Annotated in this window: 24 protein-coding genes; 17 read left to right on the top strand and 7 right to left on the bottom strand. The window is 53.1% G+C overall.

Going from position 1 to position 23,051, the window contains the following annotated elements:
* Nucleotides 1–56 precede the first annotated feature (56 nt).
* The 7 genes from NSU14_RS33380 to NSU14_RS33410 all read left to right on the top strand — a co-directional run bounded on the left by NSU14_RS33380 (nt 57) and on the right by NSU14_RS33410 (nt 6,473).
* Nucleotides 57–1,151, top strand: a complete 1,095-nt coding sequence (locus tag NSU14_RS33380; RefSeq protein ID WP_042140446.1) for an iron-siderophore ABC transporter substrate-binding protein — start codon at nt 57–59, stop codon at nt 1,149–1,151.
* Complete coding sequence (locus NSU14_RS33385) at nt 1,144–2,184, top strand: FecCD family ABC transporter permease (RefSeq protein WP_042140445.1); 1,041 nt, start codon at nt 1,144–1,146, stop codon at nt 2,182–2,184. The genes NSU14_RS33380 and NSU14_RS33385 overlap by 8 nt, the downstream gene beginning before the upstream one ends.
* Nucleotides 2,181–3,212 (top strand): FecCD family ABC transporter permease, encoded by a 1,032-nt coding sequence (locus NSU14_RS33390; protein ID WP_340948635.1) that lies wholly within the window; start codon nt 2,181–2,183, stop codon nt 3,210–3,212. The genes NSU14_RS33385 and NSU14_RS33390 overlap by 4 nt, the downstream gene beginning before the upstream one ends.
* The gene (locus tag NSU14_RS33395) at nt 3,212–4,030 is read left to right on the top strand and encodes an ABC transporter ATP-binding protein (RefSeq protein ID WP_336102729.1); all 819 of its coding nucleotides are present in this window, start codon (nt 3,212–3,214) and stop codon (nt 4,028–4,030) included. The genes NSU14_RS33390 and NSU14_RS33395 overlap by 1 nt, the downstream gene beginning before the upstream one ends.
* A gap of 299 nt (nt 4,031–4,329) precedes the next feature.
* Nucleotides 4,330–4,644 (top strand): LytTR family DNA-binding domain-containing protein, encoded by a 315-nt coding sequence (locus NSU14_RS33400; RefSeq protein ID WP_340948638.1) that lies wholly within the window; start codon nt 4,330–4,332, stop codon nt 4,642–4,644.
* Between the two features lie 16 nt (nt 4,645–4,660).
* Nucleotides 4,661–5,095 (top strand): DUF3021 family protein, encoded by a 435-nt coding sequence (locus tag NSU14_RS33405; RefSeq protein WP_076243638.1) that lies wholly within the window; start codon nt 4,661–4,663, stop codon nt 5,093–5,095.
* Between the two features lie 142 nt (nt 5,096–5,237).
* Entirely contained in the window at nt 5,238–6,473 is a 1,236-nt protein-coding gene (locus tag NSU14_RS33410) for an alpha/beta hydrolase family protein (RefSeq protein WP_340948639.1), read from the top strand.
* Nucleotides 6,474–6,490: 17 nt separating this feature from the next.
* Here NSU14_RS33410 and NSU14_RS36100 read toward each other — a convergent pair whose 3' ends face one another.
* The 4 genes from NSU14_RS36100 to NSU14_RS33425 all read right to left on the bottom strand — a co-directional run bounded on the left by NSU14_RS36100 (nt 6,491) and on the right by NSU14_RS33425 (nt 8,866).
* Nucleotides 6,491–6,778 carry a GNAT family N-acetyltransferase gene (locus tag NSU14_RS36100; protein ID WP_445670107.1) on the bottom strand — a complete coding sequence of 96 codons (288 nt, stop codon included), beginning with the start codon at nt 6,776–6,778 and terminating at the stop codon, nt 6,491–6,493.
* Nucleotides 6,696–7,217 carry a hypothetical protein gene (locus tag NSU14_RS33415; protein ID WP_340948640.1) on the bottom strand — a complete coding sequence of 174 codons (522 nt, stop codon included), beginning with the start codon at nt 7,215–7,217 and terminating at the stop codon, nt 6,696–6,698. Before NSU14_RS33415 ends, NSU14_RS36100 begins: the two co-directional genes overlap by 83 nt.
* A 151-nt stretch (nt 7,218–7,368) precedes the next feature.
* Nucleotides 7,369–8,307 (bottom strand): hypothetical protein, encoded by a 939-nt coding sequence (locus tag NSU14_RS33420; RefSeq protein ID WP_042140438.1) that lies wholly within the window; start codon nt 8,305–8,307, stop codon nt 7,369–7,371.
* Nucleotides 8,264–8,866 carry an RNA polymerase sigma factor gene (locus NSU14_RS33425; RefSeq protein ID WP_445670075.1) on the bottom strand — a complete coding sequence of 201 codons (603 nt, stop codon included), beginning with the start codon at nt 8,864–8,866 and terminating at the stop codon, nt 8,264–8,266. The genes NSU14_RS33420 and NSU14_RS33425 overlap by 44 nt, the downstream gene beginning before the upstream one ends.
* Before the next feature lie 224 nt (nt 8,867–9,090).
* On the opposite strand from NSU14_RS33425, the gene NSU14_RS33430 reads away from it, so the two are divergent.
* Nucleotides 9,091–9,960, top strand: a complete 870-nt coding sequence (locus tag NSU14_RS33430; RefSeq protein WP_340948642.1) for an AraC family transcriptional regulator — start codon at nt 9,091–9,093, stop codon at nt 9,958–9,960.
* 379 nt (nt 9,961–10,339) lie between these two features.
* On the opposite strand, the gene NSU14_RS33435 is transcribed toward NSU14_RS33430, so the two are convergent.
* Nucleotides 10,340–11,266, bottom strand: a complete 927-nt coding sequence (locus NSU14_RS33435) for an AraC family transcriptional regulator (RefSeq protein ID WP_340948643.1) — start codon at nt 11,264–11,266, stop codon at nt 10,340–10,342.
* A gap of 156 nt (nt 11,267–11,422) precedes the next feature.
* On the opposite strand from NSU14_RS33435, the gene NSU14_RS33440 reads away from it, so the two are divergent.
* On the top strand, nt 11,423–12,157 hold the full coding sequence (locus tag NSU14_RS33440) for an SDR family oxidoreductase (protein ID WP_340948644.1): 735 nt from the start codon (nt 11,423–11,425) through the stop codon (nt 12,155–12,157).
* A 188-nt stretch (nt 12,158–12,345) separates the two neighbouring features.
* On the opposite strand, the gene NSU14_RS33445 is transcribed toward NSU14_RS33440, so the two are convergent.
* On the bottom strand, nt 12,346–13,437 hold the full coding sequence (locus NSU14_RS33445) for a GIY-YIG nuclease family protein (protein WP_042140434.1): 1,092 nt from the start codon (nt 13,435–13,437) through the stop codon (nt 12,346–12,348).
* A gap of 140 nt (nt 13,438–13,577) precedes the next feature.
* Here NSU14_RS33445 and NSU14_RS33450 point away from each other — a divergent pair, with 140 nt between their 5' ends.
* From NSU14_RS33450 to NSU14_RS33480, 7 genes are all read left to right on the top strand, one after another.
* The gene (locus tag NSU14_RS33450; RefSeq protein WP_340948645.1) at nt 13,578–14,027 is read left to right on the top strand and encodes a YdeI/OmpD-associated family protein; all 450 of its coding nucleotides are present in this window, start codon (nt 13,578–13,580) and stop codon (nt 14,025–14,027) included.
* A 93-nt stretch (nt 14,028–14,120) separates the two neighbouring features.
* Nucleotides 14,121–14,963: a MerR family transcriptional regulator gene (locus NSU14_RS33455; RefSeq protein ID WP_340948646.1), complete on the top strand. Its 843-nt coding sequence runs from the start codon at nt 14,121–14,123 to the stop codon at nt 14,961–14,963.
* A 125-nt stretch (nt 14,964–15,088) separates the two neighbouring features.
* Entirely contained in the window at nt 15,089–17,080 is a 1,992-nt protein-coding gene (locus NSU14_RS33460; protein ID WP_340948647.1) for an FAD-dependent oxidoreductase, read from the top strand.
* A gap of 74 nt (nt 17,081–17,154) precedes the next feature.
* Entirely contained in the window at nt 17,155–17,703 is a 549-nt protein-coding gene (locus NSU14_RS33465; protein ID WP_340948648.1) for a hypothetical protein, read from the top strand.
* A 171-nt stretch (nt 17,704–17,874) separates the two neighbouring features.
* Nucleotides 17,875–19,296, top strand: coding sequence for a hypothetical protein (locus NSU14_RS33470; protein ID WP_340948651.1), 1,422 nt, complete (start codon nt 17,875–17,877; stop codon nt 19,294–19,296).
* A gap of 78 nt (nt 19,297–19,374) precedes the next feature.
* Complete coding sequence (locus tag NSU14_RS33475; RefSeq protein ID WP_340948652.1) at nt 19,375–19,656, top strand: hypothetical protein; 282 nt, start codon at nt 19,375–19,377, stop codon at nt 19,654–19,656.
* Between the two features lie 571 nt (nt 19,657–20,227).
* Nucleotides 20,228–21,070 carry an EcsC family protein gene (locus NSU14_RS33480; RefSeq protein WP_042140427.1) on the top strand — a complete coding sequence of 281 codons (843 nt, stop codon included), beginning with the start codon at nt 20,228–20,230 and terminating at the stop codon, nt 21,068–21,070.
* 141 nt (nt 21,071–21,211) lie between these two features.
* Here the strand turns inward: NSU14_RS33480 and NSU14_RS33485 are convergent, their stop codons facing one another.
* Entirely contained in the window at nt 21,212–21,535 is a 324-nt protein-coding gene (locus tag NSU14_RS33485; protein WP_039294950.1) for a putative quinol monooxygenase, read from the bottom strand.
* An 81-nt stretch (nt 21,536–21,616) separates the two neighbouring features.
* On the opposite strand from NSU14_RS33485, the gene NSU14_RS33490 reads away from it, so the two are divergent.
* Nucleotides 21,617–22,876, top strand: coding sequence for a nitric oxide synthase oxygenase (locus NSU14_RS33490; protein ID WP_340948654.1), 1,260 nt, complete (start codon nt 21,617–21,619; stop codon nt 22,874–22,876).
* Nucleotides 22,877–23,051: the final 175 nt, after the last annotated feature.

Raw genomic sequence — 23,051 nt, forward strand, 5'->3', positions numbered from 1 at the left:
TTAGTCAGCAGCAGAACAACAAAAATACATTATAAGATAAGGAAGGGTCCACACGCATGAACACAACAAGAAGGTTCTCTTTGAAAACATTATTAATTCCATTTGCACTTACTATAGCGCTGGTTGGATGCTCGAATCAGGAGTCTAATTCAGCCGCTTCACCATCTCCGGCTGCAACTGCTGCGGCATCTGCTGAAGCGGCTGCTACAGAAGCACCAGCCTCCCAGGATGCTACGCAGTATCCGATTACCATCAAGCATGCGCTTGGTGAAGCTGTACTTGAGAGCAAGCCTGAACGCGTAGTGACCATTCAATGGGCGAACCATGACGTGGCTCTCGCGCTTGGCGTTGTACCTGTAGGCTTCTCGGCAGCGAACTTCGGCGTTCAGGATGACAGCGGACTGTTGCCCTGGACAGCAGATAAGCTGAAGGAGCTTAATGTAACCGATCCGAATGTGTTCCAGGATACCGACGGTCTTGATTTCGAGGCCATCTCGGATGCAGACCCGGATGTCATTCTGGCCGCATACTCCGGAATTACACAGGAAGACTATGATACGCTTAGCCAGATCGCTCCGGTAGTCGCTTATCCGACGGCTCCTTGGGCAACCACCTGGCGCGAGCAGGTCCTGTTAAATGCAGAAGGGATGGGCATGAAGGCAGAAGGGGAGCAGCTGATCAAGGACACCGAAGCCCTGGTTAACGAAAAGGCGGGCAAATATCCGCAGATTAACGGTAAAAAAGTGGTTTGGGTTAACTTCTCCGCTGAGGACCTGTCCAAACTGCATATTTATACGCCTGTGGATTCCCGTGTCTCGTTCCTGTATGAGCTGGGAATGGTTTATCCGGAAAGCATTACCTCCCAGATTACGGACCCTACCAGCTACTCTTTGAGCTTAAGCGCAGAGAATGTGGAAGCCCTGTACGATGCTGATCTTATCGTCGGATATGGGAATGACGAATTGCTCAAGACACTTCAGGCAGATTCGCTGCTGGGCAAAATCCCTGCCATTGAAAGAGGTTCGGTTGCCTTCATCGACAGTGATACACCGCTGGTAGCTGCCGGAACGCCTAACCCGCTGTCCATTGCATACACGATTGATGAATACCTTGCCTTAATTGGAGGAGCTATTGATAAAATAAATGAATAGTTCACCGCTTTCGGACGATAAACAGCTAAAATTGCATATCCCGAAGAACTTTACCCCGGTCCTGATGAGTTGCCTGGTATTGCTTGTCTTGTGCGTGATAGCCTCCCTTGTACTGGGAGCGCGTCACGTGGGGTGGAATGAACTGATCGATGGTTTATTTCATCCGGAGGTGGACAGCTATGGGGCAAACGTAGTCCGCAAGCGGATTTCCCGGACGGTATTCAGTTTAATGTGCGGCGGGGCACTCGGAGTATCGGGAGCGCTGATGCAGGCGGTTACCCGCAATCCGATTGCCGACCCGAGCATACTGGGAGTGAACACGGGGGCATCCTTGTTTGTGGTTTGCGGAATTGCATTCTTGAACATAAGCTCCGCGAACCAATATATATGGTTAGCTCTGGCCGGAGCTGCGATTACTGCTGTATTCGTATTCGGAATCGGCTCAATGGGACGTGGCGGAGCCACGCCCATTAAGCTCGTTCTGGCGGGTGCTGCCATAAGCGCTGCCTTATCTTCTCTGGTCACAGCCATCATGATTCCGCGTTCTTATGTTATGGACCAGTTCCGGTTCTGGCAGGTGGGGAGCGTCGGCTCGGGAACCTGGAGCAGCATTACGACATTTATCCCGTTCCTGCTCGCAGGTATGCTGATCGCGTTCATTACGGCCCCGGCCCTGAATGCGCTGGCACTGGGCGATGATGTGGCGACGGGTCTGGGTGTGCGGACAGGCACACTGCGGCTCATTGCGGCGCTTGCAGGTGTTCTGTTATGCGGTGCCGTTACGGCCCTGGCCGGGCCGATCGGCTTCATCGGCTTGTTATCAACTCACGTCATACGTCTTATCCTTGGATCAGACCTGCGTTTCGTTATCCCTATGTCAGCGGTTACCGGAGCCATTATTCTGACGATATCGGATGTAGGCGGCAGGCTTATTGGAAGCCCCGGGGAGCTTGAAGTCGGTGTAGTTACAGCGTTTGTAGGGGCACCGATCCTAATTCTATTAGCGATGAAATCGAAAGTGCGGTCATTATGACAAATCAGGCGATTGAATATATTATTGCAGGCAGACGCCGCAGGCACCGCCGGGGCATACTGGTGACCAGCCTCCTTGCAGTGCTTGCACTTATTCTGTGCTGTGCGATGCTTCTGCTCGGGAACACGATCTATCCGGTGACAGATGTCATCCGGGCGCTCTCCGGAGAGGAGCTCAAGGGAGTCTCTTTCGCGGTGAATATCATCCGGCTGCCGCGGATGCTAGCGGGACTGTTCGCCGGTTTTGCCTTTGGCATTGCCGGGTACACCTTCCAGACCATGCTGCGTAACCCGCTTGCGAACCCGAATGTGATTGGCATTACGTCCGGCTCAAGCGCAGCTGCGGTGTACTGCATCGTCATACTTCACGCAAGCGGAGCAGTGATATCCCTTGCTTCGGTAATTGCCGGTCTGGCCACGGTGCTGCTGATTTATGTACTATCCAGAGGGAAGACCTTCTCCATCGGGCGGCTGATCCTGATCGGGATCGGCTTGCAGGCTATGCTGGATGCTGTAATCTCCTATCTGCTGCTGATTAGCTCCGAGAAAGACGTTCCCTCAGCCATCAGATGGCTGACCGGCAGTCTCAACGGCTCGCAAATGCGCGAGCTTCCGCCGCTGGTGATCATCGTAATCGTCTGTACGCCAATCATCATCCTGCTGGGCAAGCATCTGAGTATACTGGAGCTTGGAGAACAATCGGCCACCTCGCTCGGCATAAGCACAGATAAGACAAGAATTGCGCTGATTGTCAGTTCTGTCTGTATGGTTGCGATTGCTACGGCTACAACAGGACCGATTGCCTTTGTCTCCTTCCTGTCGGGGCCGATCGCGAAGAGACTGGTTGGAACAGGCTCCTCGAATATCCTTCCGGCGGGTCTTGTCGGAGTTAATTTGGTTCTGGCGTCCGATCTGATCGGACAATTTGCTTTTGAGTATAGATTCCCTGTAGGCATCATTACCGGATTACTCGGAGCGCCATATCTGATCTTCCTGTTAATCCGGATGAATCGAAAGGGAGAGTTATAATGAACAAGGCACATCATTTCGGGGCCGAGCAGCTCGTAGCGGGCTATGAGAATAAGACGGTTATCCACGGTATAGACCTGGTGATTCCTGATCATAAAATAAGTGTGATTATCGGCTCGAACGGCTGCGGCAAGTCCACGCTGCTCAAAACAATGGCCAGACTTATCAAGCCTGCCTCGGGTAAGGTTACCCTCGACGGCAAGCCGATCTCTAAAATGCCCGCCAAACCATTGGCCCGCGTAATTGGGCTCCTGCCGCAGTCTCCGATTGTTCCGGAAGGAATCTCTGTCGCCGACTTGGTGGGACGGGGCAGATTTCCGCATCAGTCCCTGCTTGGCGGATGGTCCAGGAAGGATTATGAGGCCGTTGCCGAAGCGATGGAGATTATGAATATCACCGAGTTCGCCAATCATAATATTGATGAGCTCTCCGGCGGACAGCAGCAGCGCGTCTGGATCGCCATGGCGCTGGCCCAGCAGACAGACATCCTGTTTCTCGATGAACCGACGACCTTCCTGGATATTACCTATCAGGTTGAGATTCTCGATCTGCTCACCGACCTGAACCGCAAGCACGGAACGACAATTGTAATGGTGCTGCATGATATCAACCTGTCCGCGCGGTATGCCGACCATATTTTTGCGCTTCACACGGGTAAGCTTGTCGCTGCCGGTACGCCTGCAGAGGTGATTACAGGCACGCGGGTCAAAGAGATCTTCGGGCTGGATTGCACGGTAATCGCAGACCCTGTCTCGGGCTCTCCGCTGGTCGTACCCAGAGGACGGTATCATGATAGGCAGGCGAATGCTCTAAAGTAAGGAACTGGCAGGCCTCACATCCCTGGCAGGTCCCCGTTTCATACCAAGCTGTCCGACCGGTCAAACCGGAGGACAGCTTTTTGTGTATCCTTCCCCTTGTAGCCGTAAGACCGTTCCCTTATCATGAGAATGAAACAGGCAACGGGAATTGAATCTGAACTATTGCAGGTGATCCTATCAAAATTTCCATCGAGCAAATCAGCAGGGAGCAAGAAGAGGAGATCCGCATCCGGTGCCATGAAGTCGATGAAGAGATCTCTGAAATCGTAAATAAGCTCAAGACAGAGACCCTCATCATAATGGGGTATCAGGAGGACCATCTCAGCCGCATCAAGCTCAGTGATGTCTATTATTTTGAAGCCGTGGACGGCAAAGTATTTGTCTACAGCGAGAACCAGGTCCATGAAGTGAAGCAGAAGCTGTATGAACTGGAGGAGCTATGCAGAGACAAGAACTGCTTCCGCGCCTCCAAATCCACGATTCTGAACATCGCCAAGATTGCCAGTGTGCATCCGTCCCTCAGCGGCCGGTTCACTGCTTTGCTTGATAACGGGGAACGTGTAGTGATATCAAGACAGTATGTGCCGGCACTCAAACAAAGACTTGGATTATAGGGGGAGGGATCACAGCATGAAGTTATCTGAATTTGTCAAAGACATCATCCGCGATTTTCTGATCATCTTCGCATCCATCATGATTATCATTACAGTGCTGCGGCAGATTTATATCCCGGAGCTCGCATTTGACCTGATATCGATCTATACGATCATGGGCTTCTCCCTGCTTGGGGCATTAACGGGAATCATCTGGTACACTCCACATGAGATAAGCGAGCGGGCCATGCGTGTTAGAATCGTTGTTCATTTTCTCACCCTGGAGATTCTGTTAATTGCCCTTGCCAGCCTGATCGGAGTTGTGACTGGTGTATCCGGCGCACTCCTTCTTGCCCTCCAAATTGCCGTGGTATATGCCGTAGTCCGGGTGCTGTCCTATGGGAAGGATAAGAAGGAAGCAGAGCAAATTAACGAGAGACTTAAGGCTGTTAAGCAAGAAATTCACCATTAATCCCGAAGCCAGTGCCCCACTTTGTGGGGTTATTCTGCATCTTATTGCCCTGTAGCTACAGCTTACCGTAAATCTATATACACCCTTTTCGCAGTTTTTTATGATGAGGTCATAACTTAACTGGAAGAGGAGAATCCCCCCTATGCACAGCCTTGGCAAGCTCAAAAGTTGGATTAGAATTACCCTGTTTATCGTATTCGTTATATTGACGCTTTCTCCCGTTATCGATTGGAGCTTCAGCTGGGTACTGCTGGCAGCACTGCTGTTCATGTTTGCGCTGAAGGGTACGATTGATCTTATCCGAAGGAAGGCGAATGCAAGTACGCCCAAACGTTCATTCAGGGTATTGAAAATCATTATAACCGCTGTGGCACTGCTAATCGCACTTATACCGCCCATTCTATTCCCGCAGTACCGGGCACCTGAAGTGACCGGGGAATATGAGGTCAGAACGGCTGTTTACACATATACGGACCCTAACCGGATTGAAGAATTCACGGATACCGGGGACAACCGGTTTGTGAATGTGGAATTCTGGTATCCGGGCAATGCCGGGGGAACCTATCCGCTGGTGGTCTTTTCCCATGGGGCCTTCGGAATCAGGGAGAGCAACAATTCAACCTTTACGGAGCTGGCCAGTCACGGCTATGTAGTGGTTTCCATTGATCATCCTTACCATTCCTTTTATACACAGAGCGTGGACGGGAAGATCACTATGATTAATGCAGATTATCTGCGGGAGTTTAACGACTCCAACAAAGACGGGATTTACACCATGGAAGAGCTGTACGGCTTTACGCAAAAATGGATGAAACTGCGGACCGGGGATATGAATTTCGTGATCGATACGATCCTGGAGAAGGCAGTAAGTGAGCAGGACCCTGTGTACCAACGGATCGACACTGAGCACATTGGCGTATTCGGCCACTCCATGGGTGGTGCGGCAAGCGTGGCGCTCGGCCGGGAGCGCAGCGATGTGGATGCCGTCGTGAATCTCGATGCCCCATTCTTCAGCGAGCTTGTGTATGACCCTGAGATTAAGGATCTGGCGGCAAAAAATGAACCGTATCACGTACCGCTGCTGAACATTTACACGGACGATGTATGGAGACAGCTCGGGAAGAACTCGGCTTACGCGGCGAACAAGACCGATAATCCAAACTTTAAGGATGCGTATGCCGTTCATTTTCAAGGCGCCAAGCACTTAAGCCTGACCGATCTTCCGCTGTTCTCGCCGATCCTGGCGAATAAGCTGCAACGCGGGCAAGCAGATATCGATAAGTATTACTGCATTGAGACGATGAATGCGCTGATTCTGCAGTTTTTTGATTATACGTTAAAAGATACCGGCCGCTTTGAGCCGCAGGCGGTGTATTGATGGTAATGCAGCGGCGGCTATAAGGTGAACCCCGGGAACATTGTCCGTTGCTCCACCTCGGTGAATCCCAAGGATATATATAGCCCGGCTGCGCGGGTATTTAATTCCCAGACCTCAAGCCGGGCTATGTTCAAATCGTAAGCTAAAAAATATCTGAATATGTAATTCAAAATCACTTTGGCGATCCCGGTTCCGCGGACGTCGGGCGACACATATACCGTTTCAATATGACCGCAGCCATCCTTCGCGAAAAAGGTGCAGCCTCCCAGCAGTTTGCCTTCTCTCCGTAAGCTCTTGGTCAGAATTAAGGTTCACCGGTGTAACCTCTATATCTTCCGGCAAGGTATAGGTGAAGCCATCTTGAATGGAAGCCTCCATAACAACGCTGTAATTGGCCTCCAACCCGTTGCCCATATAGAAGCGCAGTTTCTCCTGATCCGGCTCAAATCCGGCGTATATTCTGGCGGTTAGATCCGGCCGCAGCCTCCGCAGCTCTTTAGCCCTTGTAAGCACTCCGTCAAATAGCCGCTGGCTAACCTCATTATTCTGTGATTCGGCTAAATGATCAGCGGGATTCACACTTATATAAATCAGATAAGGGGTATCGGGTGTCTGATGATGATTGATTGCCGGATACGTAAAGGCGCTCCCTAAGTAGTCCCCATGTTCACCGAATGCAATAAATATATTCTCTCTGCAGTTGCCGTACTGGTCTTCTTCCGGATTGATTATTTCAATATTCATCTAGCGCCCTCCTATATATCGTGTGGAGCTACCCCAAGAGGCAGCCCCTATACGTATTATGACATGATTCGGCCGGAGGCTGGAGGTAGAGTATTTCTTAAATAGTTTGCGGAAACCTGGAGGTTCATCCGGGAAAAGAATTCGTATTCTTTCAATGCAGAAGCGGCTTCGCGATGGCGATCAGTGCTTCTTTGCTTAAGAATTGTCCGCTCATCTCGTCAATCTGGTACTGGTAGGTGTCCCTACTTCCCGGAACCGCGGCTGACCACGTTAGGCTATTGCCGCCTTTATACTTGGTGTAGATCATTTCAGTGCCGTTGACAACGGCTTTTTCTGCGGTGAAATCTACTTGTTCATCTACATAAGCCGTGAATTCGCCTTCGCTTCTTGTTGTTGTCACCGTAATTTCCTGTTCTCCCTGCCTATAGACCGCAGTTAAATTAAGGATTTGGTCCGACAGCTCTACCGGCATTATCCCGTAGTTTCTGCCCGCTGCCTCGGCCTGCTTGCGCAGCTGATCAGCGATAGCCTTTTCTTCGTCCGGGGTAGGCGGGTGGAGCAGGGTGACCGGTTTGAAGTAAGCGGTGGCTGTCTGGAATTCATAACCTCCCGGAAGCTTGTCGGCTACGGTCAAAGATTGAGCCGATAACTTATTGCGGAGCGAAGACAGGTCGGTATAGACTAACGGTTTGTACTCCGTATCCAGCTTCCCGTCCGGATTATGGTCCAAGACGTAGAAGATAGCAGCGGTACCCTTCTCAAGCATAGCTTCGCCTAATTCATGGCTGAGGTTCAAGCGCTGCAGCTCCTCCTCCTCATAGGCAGGGAACGCCTTCGCGGGCTTGACCTGATATACAACCTCACCCTGCTTGTTCTTCAGCGACTGATATTGAACGGCTGCAAATCCGGTGGAAGCTGTGAGCAGCATGCCCGCAACCACCAATAAGCTAATTTTATGTTTCATCCAGAAGACCCCCTTCACTTGATGTCCTGTCTCTAACCTCTTCATCACTTCCCCGGATATATCCGGATGGGAAAAGCGCGGATTATGAAGAAGTTCCTTCAGCTCCTGATCCTTGTCCGTATCCATAATGCTTCACTCCTTTCGCCTGAGCGTAATACTTCCTGAATTTCCTGGCGGAACGTTCATACCGTTTGCGCAGCCGCGCGGTATTCTGGTGAAGCATCCGGCTGATTTCCTGATAGCTCAGCTCCTCCACGGTGCGCAGCAGCAGTAAGTTACGCTCCTCAGCCGTTAACATAGCCATCGCCTGCTGCACCGGAGCGTCCGGGTAATTAGCCTCCATATGCTGATCGACCGGCCGGTTCTCCTGGTCATCACGGTAGAACAGACTCAAGTATTTCGTCAGCTTGCGCTTGCGGATCACATCAATACACTGGTTATAGGCAATGGTGTACAGCCAGGCGCCGAAGGGGAGATTAGGATCATATTGTCCCAAAGAGCGGTATGCCTTCAGGAATACTTCCTGTCCGCAGTCCTCAGCCTCGTTATATTGGCCCAGCATATGATAGCAATAGAAGAAAATCGGCCGCTGATAAGCCTGCATAATGGCCTCGAATTTCTGGATATCCCCTGCCAGCACGGCTGCAATCCGTTCCTGCAGATCGGCGTTCTCCAAGCTTCTCACCCCCTTTATGCTCTGTACAACGAACCATCTGTTCATATTGTGACATTGCCGGCTAAATTTTTGAAAAAGATACGACAAAATAACGCCCTAGCCTTGCGGCTGGAATAAACGTCCCGGTTAGAGGATTCTATAGAAGCAATATCGAACATGATATTTCGGTGCATGGATTGCAAGGTTTCCTGTCTCATCCTCCCCTATAATCAGACTTGAAAGGAGGGACCGGTATGGATTGGCTGGACCGCATGAATAACGCAATGGAATATGTAGAAAAACATCTGGCGGATGTGATTGATTTCAATCAGGCGGCCAGGATTGCCTGCTGCTCAACGTACCATTTTCAGCGGATGTTCTCGTTCATAACTGATGTGCCGCTCTCGGAGTATATCAGGCGCAGAAGGATGACCCTTGCAGCCTTTGAGCTGCAGCAAGGCGGAACCCGGATTATCGACATCGCTATGAAGTATGGTTACGAATCGCCCGAAGCCTTCTCCAGAGCGTTCAAAAAAATGCATGGTGTAATGCCAATGTCAGCGCGCGACAAGGGCGTCTCACTTAAGGCTTATCCCCGGTTATCCTTTCAACTTTCAATTCGGGGAGATGTAGAAGTGAACTATAAAATCGAAGAAAAACAAGCTGTTGAAATGTTTGGCGTATCTACTGTAATTAATGCCGATGGCGAGAATCCGTTTATTGAAATCCCTGCCTTTTGGACCCGGTGTATTGCTGGCGGAGATGTGGGCCGGATTCGGGCTGCGGCAGGACTGGGGGAGAACGGCCAAATTCATGCGGTAATGTATAACAAGCAGGGTGAGAAATCTTCATACATGATCGGATATTTTGTACCCGAAAGCGGCTTGCCTGAAGGCTTTGAACAGCTGCAGATCCCTCCGCAAACCTACGCAATTTTCACGACCGGCGTTTATCCTGATGGAGAAAGCAATATTCATGATTTATGGAAGCGTATTTGGGGGGAATGGTTCCCGGGCTCGAATTATGAAGCCACAGAGGGTCCTGAGTTTGAAATGACGTATGACCGGGGCAATAACATGTATGAAATGGAAGTCTGGATTCCCGTTGTCAAAAAGTCCGCTTAATGATAGTTGTATTTTGTACAATTATAAACAGCGAAAAGGGTTGCTTGCCTCATATAACTGCAGTCTGTACAACTAAATCTGCCCTAAAGGGGAGAATCAAGGTTAAAATGGCAGTTTAATTGTACGAAATACAACTAAACGGATAATCGCTTATAAATCAGCCGATTTAGTTGTACAAAGTGCAATTAAGCCTACCGCATATACCGTAATAAGGTTACTCAAGCCCTCATATTTCTTAAACAATCTGCTGAAATAATGTGTATCTGAAGAACCGGCGCCAGATAGCTCGTCTTCTCGTAACGGCTGTCCTGCAGAATCTCTGATTCTTGCTTCCAAAACTCATAATGAATTCAGCGGCTTCTGTCCTGCGGCAGTTCATCTATTCATCCGCGTGAACACTTAAGGTATTGCGCAGATGCTTAACATCGTTCATGGGCGGACGCCCGAACATGCGGACATACTCCCGGCTAAACTGGGAAGGGCTCTCATAGCCCACGCGAAAGCCCGCGTCAGCGGCTTCTAATCCCTCTGACAGCAGCAAACGGCGTGCGTTCTGCAGCCGGATCGCCTTCTGATACTGCAGGGGGCTGATTGCTGTGACCTTTTTGAAATGCTTATGCAAGGAGGAAGGGCTCATATTGGCTTCCTTCGCCAATTCTTCAATCACAAGGGGCTTGGAGTAATCGCGGTTAATCAGATGTATAGCTTTGGAAATGTTATACGAATAGCTGCCGGCAATGGAGAATTGGCTGATGATTGCCCCCTGATCACCCTTCATCACACGGTACAGAATCTCGCGGATCATCATCGGTGCGAGGAACTCAATATCCTCAGGGGTATCCAGAAGACGGACCAGGCGGACCAGCCCCTCCAGCAGCGGTGTATCGGATTGGCCCAGCAGGATCCCGCGTTCCGTCTTTGCTTCCCGCTGCGGACCACTGCTGTGGATGATGTCCAGTATGACCTCCGGACGAATAGATAACTGCAGGCTCAGATAGGGAAGCTCCGGCGTGGCTTCCGTAATCATCCCGACTACAGGCAGATGCACCGGGCTGACCATGTAGCTGCCCGGACTGCATCTGTAAGTATCTCCCGCCAGCGAAGCTGTCTTGGAGCCTTGTACAATCACGTATAACGAAGGCGTATTGACCGAATGTCTCGGCTCGGACACCTGGCTTGCGCGTCTGAAGCATAGCTCCGGCACGTCTGAAGCATGTGTTCCTTCTGAAGGCGCATGACGCTGAATAAGCAGAATCAGTTCTTGTAAATGAGCAGGGAGAGTAGAGAGGGAGGAGATGTCGTTCATGCTTCACTGCTCCTTTACGCGTAGGTCTAATGGCTAATTATATATACACCGGAGAGGATTAGGCAAGGATCGGAGGCGATCTGTCTACCTGATTGGGCCGCTGTTTACTTACAATGAACAGGCAAGGCCATTAGACCGTAGAGAGAAGGATGCAGTATGAGCATTGAGAATAAAGTTGTCGTCATTACGGGTGCGAGCAGCGGGATCGGGGAAGCGGCAGCGCTGCTCCTTGCGGAGCGCGGGGCAAAGGTAGTGCTTGGAGCGCGCGGAGCAGACCGCCTGGCGGCGCTGGCGGCACGCATTGTGAACAATGGCGGCGAAGCCGTTTATGCAAGCACGGACGTGAGACAGCGGGAGGATCTAAGCAGACTCGTTGCACTTGCCTGTGAGCGGTACGGGAAGATAGATGTGTTCGTCAGCAATGCCGGAGTGATGCCTATTTCCCCGCTCGACGACCTGCGCGTCGAGGATTGGGAGGACATGATTGACGTTAATATCAAAGGTGTTCTGTATGGTATTGCCGCAGCGCTGCCGGTCTTCCGCGAGCAGGGCTTCGGACATTTCGTGAACACTGCGTCTACAGCGGGACACAAGACGGTTCCTAACCAGTCGGTCTACTCTGGAACGAAATTCGCCGTGCGTGCCATCTCGGAGGGACTGCGCCAGGAGGCGGGCGACAAGCTGCGCGTCACCATCATTTCGCCCGGTATCGTCAAGACCGGCTTCACGGACAGTGTGACAGACCCGGCAGTGAGAGATCAGCTTGCCGCCGTCCGCGATAAGCTGGCGATGACACCGGATGCAGTAGCGCGTGCCATTGCCTACGCGATTGAACAGCCGGATAATATCGATGTGAACGAGATCGTGATCCGTCCTACTGCGCAAGTGTAACCTATTAGTCAGGACTGCCTGCGGCCCTCGAGCAGAGGAAGGCTGCAGCCGAATGCTCCTCTATATTAGAAACCAGGACCGCTGCTTGCATGCAGAGGTCCTGGTTTATTGTTGCAGCGATTTATTGTTACCGCGAGTAGGTTAACGGTCCATTCCTGAATCACCTGGAGAGCCGGTATCAGCGCTGATTATAATGCGCTCCCGATCAGCCCGTTAATCCCTTCCTCCAGCCCGGCGGTATCCTTATCCTCCAGCCATTCCTGCGGAACCAGCAGATAATTGCCGGAGCTGCTCTTAAGATAGCTGTAGATGATCTGGGCCTCATCGATCTTATGACGGCTCATTTCTTCTGTAGCCGCAATCAGGCTGCTGCTGCGGAAATGCTCCAATGCGGCAGTGGTAATCATCTTGGTAAGCTGTCCGCTGTCCAGCGCTTCAGTCGCCAGCCGGGTGCGGTAGAGAATCACGCTGCCCTTGATGAGAATCAGCTTGTGGGACTGCCCGTCCACCGGCTCCAGCACGATAATATTCTTGTTCTCCCCGGTGAAGCCGATCACCTGCTCCTTGTGCAGCAGCGAGTGGACCGCCCCGAGGTAATCACGGTACTTGGCAGCTGCTTCGAAGTCAAACCGCAGCGCAGCCTCCTCCATCCGGGCTTCCAGTCCGCTTACGATTGAATTGCCGCTCCCGTTCAGCAGTGCAATGATCTGCCCGATAATCTCCTCATACCGCTTCAGAGCCTCACCGCCCCCGCACATGCCGATGCATAAGCCCAGCGAATGGTTGAGACAGCGGGTGGTCCGGGAATGGGGGCTGCTGCAGAGAATTCTCTGCGATTCCTTAATGCCCTGTACAGCCCGCTCCACAGTGCTGCGGCTGGTGTAAGGACCATAGGAGAGACTATTTGCCTGTGTGCTGGGCTCATAGCCGATTTCGATCTGCCGGTACGGCGCAGTGCCCACGATGGAAATATAGCTGTAGGCGAGCGGATTTTTCATTTTGCGGTTGTACATCGGCTTGATCTCTTTGATCAGCTGGCATTCCAGCATGAAGGCTTCGAATTCCGTATCGGTCAGCCTGTATTCGAGATCGCGGATATGCTTGACAAGCTGCTTCACCTTGGGCGAGTGTCCTTTGTTATTGTAGAAATAGGATTGGACCCGCTTCTTCAGCTGCTTCGCTTTGCCGACATAGATGATATGGCCCAGACTGTCCTTCATCAGATACACGCCAGGCGATAAGGGAAGGTCTGCTACCTTTTCAGTTAAATTCGCTGGCATGGCGGCCGCCTCCGTTCGTCACATTCTTCAGTACCTTTAAGTATAAACCATGCCGCCCTCACCGGCGACTGGAAAAGCCCCATTCCCTGCACTACAATGGGTATAAAAATGGCTAAGCGCCTATCCAGGAGGTAATAAATATGAAATTCCGGACAACCGTTATACTTGGCGGCAAGACGGCAACGGGAATACCGGTTCCTGCCGAGGCGGTGGCAGAGCTAGGGACAAGCAAGAAGCCGGCGGTGAAGGTAACGATCGGGGAATATAGCTACTCCAGCACGGTGGCGACGATGGGCGGACAGTTCATGATTCCGCTCAGCGCGGAGCACCGCAAGGGTGCCGGTGTCAGTGCCGGAGAGGAGATCGAGGTAGAACTCAAGCTCGATACCCAGCCAAGGGAAGTGGAAGTGCCGGCTGACCTGGCTGCGGAGCTGGAGCAGCATGCCGGAGCGAAGCAGTTCTGGGACGGATTATCCTACACGAATAAACGGCGGTTTGTCCTCTCGATTGAGGATGCCAAGACGGCAGAAACGCGGCAGCGGCGGCTCAATAAGACGATGGCAAGCCTGAGCGAAGGCAAGGCGCAGTAGCACCCGTGTGACATAATCCACAAAGTCTCCCGGCCAAACCCTCTATCATTGAACTGATGAAAGAATGGGATCAAGTAAGCTGGGGGGCTGCTGATGAAATATTCTATCGGTGAATTCGCGTCAATTCTAGGGGTGACGGCAGATACACTGCGCTTATATGAGAAACATGATATTGTCCGGCCGATGAAGGATCAGCATAACAATTACCGGTATTTCAATGATCTGGACGCGCGCAATTTACTGTCGAGCAGATGGTACCGGAGCATGCAGATTCCGCTTCAGGATGTGGCCGGACTGATTAAAGACGCACCTTCCGAGCAAGTGGTAGAGTCGATAGCGGCTGCCGGAATGCAGCTGGAAGAAGAGATACACCGCAGCACGCTGCTGCTGAATAAGATTCAGGAGATCCATGCCGAGCTTGGGGGGATCAGCGAATCCTTTTATACCTGCAGAATCAAGCAAGTGCCGGGTATGTACCGGATTCAGCAGACGAACAAGAACCATTTGCTGCAGAAGGATGGCCTCAAAAGAACCGTCCAGTCCTGGATGGAGCTGCTGCCGTTCACCTTCTATTCCTTCCGTATTGAGAATACAGAATGCATCTATGGAACCGAAGAGCTGGATTACAGCTGGGGGCTTGCCCTGCTGGAAGAGGATCAGCAGAAGCTTGAGGTCTGCCTGAATGACAGTGTGGAGTATCTGGAGCCGGCAACCTGCATCTCTGCAGTGATTGTCAGCACCTATGAGGAATACCTCGAACGGGAGTCCTTCGGATTCATGCTGGATTATGCGAAGGCGCAGAAGTATACGGTCAGCGGGGATATCAGCGGTAAAATCCTGTTTACAGAGCGCACGAACAGCTGCAACAAAACCTATCTGGAGATCAATATTCCGGCAAAACAAGCAGAAACGGAACCGCCCGCTTTCATACTTTGAGAAATATTTCACATATATTTCATTGACCTTGGTGCTGTACCAAGGTTTACACTCTGTGCGTAGTCAGCAGTTCTTAGAGAGAGAGAGAGAAGCGGGGCTGCACTAACCACACAGGGGGAGAAATAATGCATAAGCAAGCAGTACGGCCGTTGTTAAAAGTAAGCGTATGTCTGATCCTGGTTCTGTCGCTCATCAGCGGCTGCAGCGGCAATAATTCAGCCGGACCGGCAGCATCGGAGCAGCCTTCAGCATCACCGGAGGCTACGCAGCCGGCGGATACAAGTGCGGTACCGGATACTTTTAAAGCGGGAACCTATAAAGCGGAAGCTGACGGCAAAGACGGCAAGATTCAGGTTGAGGTTACACTCGACGCCGAATCCGTAATCACGGATATCCAGGTGGTCAGCCAGAACGAAACGGCCGGCATCGGCGTGGAGGCCATTAATAAGATTAAGGAAGAGATTATTGCCGGCCAGACTCTGGCCATAGATGCAGTCAGCGGTGCTTCGGAGTCGAGCACGGCGATCCTGACAGCCGTTGAAGATGCGGTGAAGCAGGCGGGCGGCAACGTGGAGGCTTTTAAATCGAGGGCTGTAGTGAAATCGGGAGAAGGCAAGACGGAGCAGCTGTCTGCGGATGTCGTTGTCGTGGGTGCAGGCGCATCCGGCGTATCTGCAGCAGTCTCAGCAGCCGATAAAGGCGCAAAGGTCATTCTTATTGAGAAAACAGCTACGATTGGCGGAGCAAGCAATCTGTCCTGGGCAGGTAAGTTCTACAACTCTTCAGCCGCTGTCAGCAGCGGACTTAAAGTGGAAGTAGAGAAGGAGATTGCCGACTGGATCGTTAATAATCACTGGAGAGTAGACGCAGCGGCAATCCGCCAGTACGTGACCAAGTCGGGTGAAACCTATGACTGGCTGACAGGCAAGGGCTACACCACTACCTTCCTTAACTTTGGCGGAGAACAGCTGCATATGTTACCGGCCTATGACACCCGCCAGGATCTGCTGAAGGCGATGCTTGCAGAATCCGTGGAAAAGGGCGGCGGACAGGTAATCACCGAAACAACAGCCCAGAAGCTGATTACAGGCAGCAATGGTGAGGTTACCGGAGTGGTTGCCGGGAAGGCGGATGGAACTGTGCTTGAGATCACCGGCAAAAGCATTGTCATGGCTACCGGCGGTTATGCCGGCAACAAAGAGATGGTCAAGGAAGCCTTCGGCTTCGAAGGCGTCAATGGCGGACTAGGACAGAATATCGGCGAAGGGCTGCAAATGTCCTGGGATATTGGGGCGAAGGTTCCCGATAACTTCGGGGGACAAATGCTTCACCAGACCCTGGCCAGAGCAACGGACAAGCTGAAGGCGGAGTATGAGCCGTTCGAAGCCAGTTATCCGCTGATGCTCTCCTACCTGCCAACGCTGATGAATGTCGGCCCTTCCGGGGCGAGATTCCGAGATGAAGCGGCAACACTAACCGCAGTAGCAGCGGCGAACACGAGTGCTTTTAACGGAGCCTATCATCTGGTCATTCTCTCGCAGGCGCAGATTGATGCCCTCAAGACCAAGGGGATGAATGGCTTGAAAGCACCCGGACTGCCGGGAATGCCGCCGGAATTCTATGCTTCTTTTGCCGATAAATTCACGCTGGACCAGCCTTGGAAGGATGCGGATAAAGTCTTCGAGTCCATGGTTGCCAACGGTGACGGCTTCAAGGGTAATACCATTGAGGAATTGGCAAAAAATGCGGGAATGGATGCTGCAGTATTCGCTGCCGACTTTAAGCTGTATCAGGAAGCGGCGAAGACCGGCATCGATACCGAGTTCGGCAAAGCGAAGGAATATCTGCTTCCGATGGGTGAGAGCGGCCCGTATTATGCAATTATTTCCGAGATCAATAATCTCTGCTCGGTGGGCGGCCTGCTTGTAAATACCAAGTTCCAGGTGCTGAATGACAAGCGTGTGCCCATCAAGGGACTATATGCCGTGGGCGTGGAGTCCGAAGGCGTACTCTTTAACGATACTTATGTAGGAAATGGCGTCGGACTGGGGTATTCCTTCACCTCCGGGCGGCTTGGCGGCGAGGATGCAGCGGCCGGGGCACTGGGCACAGAATAGAACGGTTTAAGCAATCTTCTTCTTTTCACCGATAAAGAGTTGTCCTGAACTTTTATCGAGAAGAGGAATGTTCGATGTATATTCCCATTTCCCGGATTCAAGCCGCTTCACTGACCCGTTCACCGCATCAGGAGGCCCATGATCCGGCAGAGTCGTCTGTGCTTAGTTTCTCGGAGACTTTGGCAGCTGTTGCTGCGGCCATTGAAGATCAGGCACGCAGAATCAGGAAGAAATACGGCCTGCCTGTCCGGATCACAGCGGTGTCCAAGGACGGGAGCAAGGGTGCGGACAGTGCCGGCAAGGGAGCCAGGGATGATGTGCGGGAGATTGTGATTGCCCCGAATATCCTGCAGCAGATGAGCAAAGATCCTGTGACCTTAAGAAAAATATACGGCTACATCGATGAGTATGTCGCCAAAGATCACCTCTCTGCTGATCATAGCCTGATCATCTACAGGGATGGTACTTGTACCCTGTCCCTTTCTGCCCCTTCACCGGAAGAAGCAGGGAAGAGCAGCGGGGGCCCTACCGGGCAACTTGGTCTATGGAGCGGAAGCTCTACCCAGGACCGGCTGCAGCAGCTGGCCTTCATCCGGGCGCGGAGGGCTAACCGGCAGCCTTAATAGGGAAACACCTATATATTGATCTCGGAATCCGTGGTTTGCGTGGATTCCGGGGTCTTTTTTTTTATAAGGATGGTGCAGCCGTGCCCGGTTGTACGAACACCAGCCTATGCCCCTGCATAGCATATAGCACCTACTTGCTATAAGTAAGTGGAAAGGGGGCGCAGGATAATGGGTATCCAGCTTACGGCGATTCATTGGGTCTATTTAGTGTTCATTGTGTTCATTCTGGCGCTGTTGATCCGGCGGCGTGATACGACAATGATCTGCGTGACCGGGATTTTGGCGCTGGGGCTGTTGGCAACGGCCACACTCAGCGGATCGGTGTCGGGAATCTTCAACTCCTTCGTATATGCTACCAAAGAGCTGCTCGGCACCATTATGATTATCTCCATTATTGTGGCGATGAGCCGGATTCTGATTATTACAGGCATCAACGAGACAATGGTATCCCCGCTCACCCGGTTTCTGCGCACACCTGCAATGGCCTATTGGGGGATCGGGCTGATCATGATGGTGACCTCTTTCTTCTTCTGGCCTTCCCCTGCGGTGGCACTGGTCGGGGCAGTTCTGCTGCCTGTGGCTGTCCGGGTGGGACTGCCCGCACTTGGTGCGGCGATGGCAATGAATCTGTTCGGGCACGGGATCGCCCTCTCCGGCGATTATATTATCCAGGGAGCGCCGAAGCTGACTGCAGATGCTGCCGGTCTTCCGGTATCCAGCGTCATGCAGGCAAGTATTCCGCTGGTTATTGTGATGGGGGTTGTAACTACTGTCACTGCCTTCTGGATGATGCGCAGAGACCAGAAGAACGGAACGTGGAGAGACGGCCTGGTCACTGCCCAAGGCACAGCAGGGCCTTTGTCTGCAGCCGGGACGGGCGATGACGGGCAGGTACACATGAGCGCCGGGCTTCGAAAAGCGCTGGCTATCGCCATCCCGCTGCTCTTCCTCCTGGATGTGATAGCCATGTTCATGCTGCACCTGCAGGGCGGTGATGCTACAGCTCTGGTCGGCGGAACCGCCGTGCTGATCCTGATTGTCGTTACCCTGCTGGCCCACCGCAGCCAAGGCCAGGGGCTGGAGAAAATCACGGCTTATCTCATTGAAGGATTCATATTCGGCTTCAAGGTCTTCGGACCGGTCATCCCGATCGCCGCCTTCTTCTATCTTGGCGACTCGGCCTTCACCGTGCTGTTCGGCCAGGTGCTGCCGGACGGCTCGCATGGCATCGTGAACGACCTGGGCGTTGCCCTGGCGGATCACGTGCCGCTTAATGGCGCCGTGGGAGCCGTGACGCTGACGGTGATCGGCGCGATCACCGGTCTCGACGGCTCCGGCTTCTCCGGCATCTCGCTGGCCGGCTCGATTGCCGGGCTGTTCGCCGCCGCGATCCATTCCGGCGCGGCGACCCTCACCGCCCTTGGGCAGGTAGCCGCCATCTGGGTCGGCGGCGGCACCTTGATCCCGTGGGCGCTCATTCCCGCCGCGGCGATCTGCGGCGTCAGCCCCTTCGAGCTGGCCCGGCGCAATCTGAAGCCGGTCCTGCTGGGTCTGGCGGCGATGACTCTCACCGCCATGTTGCTGGTGTAGGAGATGTCTGCATAAGAATACGGCCTCCAATCCATCCTAGAGAAGAACAGAAACCGTGATTGAGGGGGAAGTATACTTATGAAGCATTACGAATCCAGTCTGCGGACGAACAGCACGGTGGATCAGGCACAGGATTCTGTGACCAAGCTGCACAACGCTGTAACTCAGGCGTTAAGCCATCCAACGGAGCAGATGATTGACCAGGCGGAGAATAGCCTGGAGCATGCCGAGGAAGCCGTTCGCCATGCTCCCGAAGGATCGGTCGGCGGACACGGTGTAGACTTGTCTGAAGACAGGCTGGCCGAAGAGAAACGCAGACTCGCTTCACTGGACGAACCTGGCGCCAAGGCCCGCAGCTAAAGCCAGAGCTAAAGCCTGAGCAATAGCCCAGCGTGATCTGCACCGAGTCTGAAGCCGGCCTGAATTCGGCAGGCTATTAAGCACCTGCGTTACTGCTGCAACAGGCATTTCCGGATTTACTCCGGGAATGCCTGTTTGCTATATAAGAAGCACTAAAAAAATAACAAAAAGCGAAAGAAGCGGAGGGGAAATTTGGAACTGTAGGAGCGATAGCGCCCGCCTGAAAGCTTTCCGCAGGAAAGCTCGCTACGGAAGCATACCCAGTCACCGGATTTCCACTGCGAACAGCGGTAATAATCAAGAAATCTGGGGACAACAGCGGCCGGAAGTCCAAATGTTCACGCAGTGACGACTAAGCTTCACGTTCAAATCTTAAGTGCGTCTTATATATTTATCTAATTCGGGGCCAGCATATACAAACTTGTGCAATCATTCGGAGTGAATAAGGTTATAAGGTATCAGGCACATCTATAATTTACGTGAACCGGATCAGGGGAAGGCTACGTAGTAATACCACTAAGACGCAGACGCAACAAACATGACAAGACCATCATTCAAGGGAGGCATAAATATGCCGGAAGCTAATGATTCACGGGTACCGCTGGAGACACCGGAGATACTGCATGCCGAGCTTGCCCGGATTGCCAAGTGGGAGAAAGAGCAGAATAAGCTGATGATCTGGGACCGGATTACCCGCCTGCCGTTCAAGCTGCTTGATAAAATCACACCGAAGATTATTCATGAGAAGGTAGGCAAGCTGCTGGATGAGCTGGGCAGCTACATCCAGAATGGCGGCAACTATCTGGTTGCCGGGCGCAAGGTAGGCACGCTGATCGGGGAGGCAAGCGTGGCAGCCGGGGGGACGGGCAACGGGCCGTATCCGCTGGCTGTAATGGATGCGGCAGCGCTCCGGCTCTCAGAGAGGAGCCGGAATACGGCAACTGCCCAAGGGGCAACTACCGGCTTCGGCGGAATCTTCACCCTTGCTGCCGATATTCCGGCTGTGCTCGGCCTTTCATTGAAGGCCATCCAGGAGATTGGCCTATGCTATGGCTACGATCCGACGGATAAGGCGGAACGGATATTCACTGTGAAGGTGATGCAATTCGCATCCTCCGATATTGTCGGCAAGCGGACGATTCTGCGGGAGCTGAATTTGCAGGCCGGCGGGGACGGCAACATCATTGCCGGAACGAACGCGGCAGTCTCGAAGATTCAGGGCTGGAAAGAGGTTGTTATGGTATACCGTGACAATTGGGGCTGGAAAAAGCTGCTCCAGACTGTTCCGGTTGCAGGCATGTTCTTTGGCGCGTATCTCAACCGGAAGACGCTGGAGGATGTGACGGAGGCTGCCCGTATGCTATACCGCAAAAGACGGATTATCGCCAGGCTGGCTGAGCTGGAGCTGAAATAAGTGCTCTGATTGAAGCGGAACTGCGCATGGATGGCAGCGGGGCTGCCGGCAAGGCGGGCATCATGAGATAGAGGCAAGGATTACTGCCCTGGGGCTGCATTCCTTGCCTCTATTTCAGGAAAGGTATAAGGGTTCAGCCGCCTATGGGGCAGTTGAACCGAACGCCAGCCCTTTTCCGCCCACAGGTATTAGCTTGACCGGCTCGACTCCGGCAATCAGCGGCATGGCCCGCTGGATCGTGGCACGGGTGGCCTCCAGGGCAAGGGAAGCAGCATGGGCTTCCGCACTGCTCCATACTTCTGTGACCCAGAGGATATCCGCCTCGGATTCCGAGAGGTTCACGATATACAGCTCGCATTCTTGGACAGGCTCAGCCGCCGCTGCGGCTTCCAGCAGAATGGCAGCCAATGCCTCCCGTTCACCCGGTTTAGCGGTGAATTTCGCGTACATTCCGAATTTGCTCAACCTCATCACCCCAGCATGTAGTTATCCGCTCCAATAGCGGAGTTGATCAACATTATTTTACCAGAAACAAGGAGGGAAAGAATGAATCGAATAGATCAGCAGCCTAACATTGATGAATTAATCGGGCAGGCGGAAGCCTTCATCACTGCATGTTACCAGGAGCTGGACAAGTCAGAGAGTGAGCGGGAGCGGCGTCTTGCACATATACGCGAAGAAGTGATTCTTACGGGCACCTATATACATACGGAGGAAGAACTAACCCATGGGGCGAGGATGGCCTGGCGTCATAACAGCCGCTGTATCGGAAGGCTGTTCTGGCATTCGCTTACAGTGCTTGACGCGCGCGGGGCAGAGACTGCGGAGGAGGTGGCCGAGGCGCTATTCCGGCATGTGGAGCATGCGAATAACGGCGGCAGGATCCGGCCGGTCATAACCGTATTCCGCAGCGGAGAGCAGCCGGATAGAGCTATCCGGATCTGGAATCACCAACTGATCCGTTATGCCGGCTATCCCGGGGACGGGGAGCAGCCGCGTGCCGGTGATCCGGCTTCAGATGAGTTCACTGCGGTCTGCCGGAAGCTGGGCTGGCAGGGGACAGGCGGGGATTTCGATATTCTACCGCTTGTCATCAGCATCGGCGGGGAGGAACCCCGCTGGTTCCCCGTCCCGCCGGGACTTGTGCAGGAGATTCCGCTCACTCATCCGGAGATCGGACGGTTCCCAGAGCTGGGCCTGCGCTGGTACCCCGTTCCGGTTGTCTCGGATATGTGCCTGGAGATCGGCGGCATCCGTTACCCGGCGGCGCCCTTCAACGGCTGGTATATGGAAACGGAGATCGGCTCCCGGAATCTGGGGGATACAGAACGTTATAACCGCCTGCCGGCAGTGGCCGATCTGCTGGGCCTGGACCGTTCGGCTAATACCTCGCTGTGGAAGGACCGTGCGCTGCTGGAGCTGAACCGCGCGGTACTGCATTCCTTCAAGCAGGCCGGGGTCAGTATTGTCGATCACCATACAGCGGCAGATCAGTTCGTCCGCTTCCAGGAACAGGAGAAGCGGCAGGGGCGTGAAGTATCAGGCAAATGGGGCTGGCTGATCCCCCCGATGTCGCCTTCGTCCACGCCGATCTGGAACGATAACACCTTGAGAGATTTGCATCTAAGTCCGCGCTTCATGTACCAGCAGAAGGCGTACGCGGACAGGTTAGATGCAGCAGCCGGTCCATCCAGTGAAGCTGGCGGCTCTGCCTCGTTGCATGCGGGGACGGATGATCCGGCAGCAGAGTCTGAGCAACAGGGCGCTGCCGAAGCGATGACATGTCCTTTCCATCACCTCCACTAACTCCGGTCCGGCGTCCGGTCCGGCAAAATAAATAATTATATGGGAAATAATTGGCTTAGCGCCGCGTGCAATCTCTCTGCACGCGGTTGAAAGGGGGGCTGGTGCGGCGATGCGCGATTTGATTCAGGCGGCACGGCTGTCTAGGCGAAAGGGCTTGGCAGTATGGCGGCCGGCA

It is taken from the genome of Paenibacillus sp. FSL R10-2771, assembly GCF_038000205.1.
Classification (GTDB): domain Bacteria; phylum Bacillota; class Bacilli; order Paenibacillales; family Paenibacillaceae; genus Paenibacillus_AQ; species Paenibacillus_AQ phytohabitans.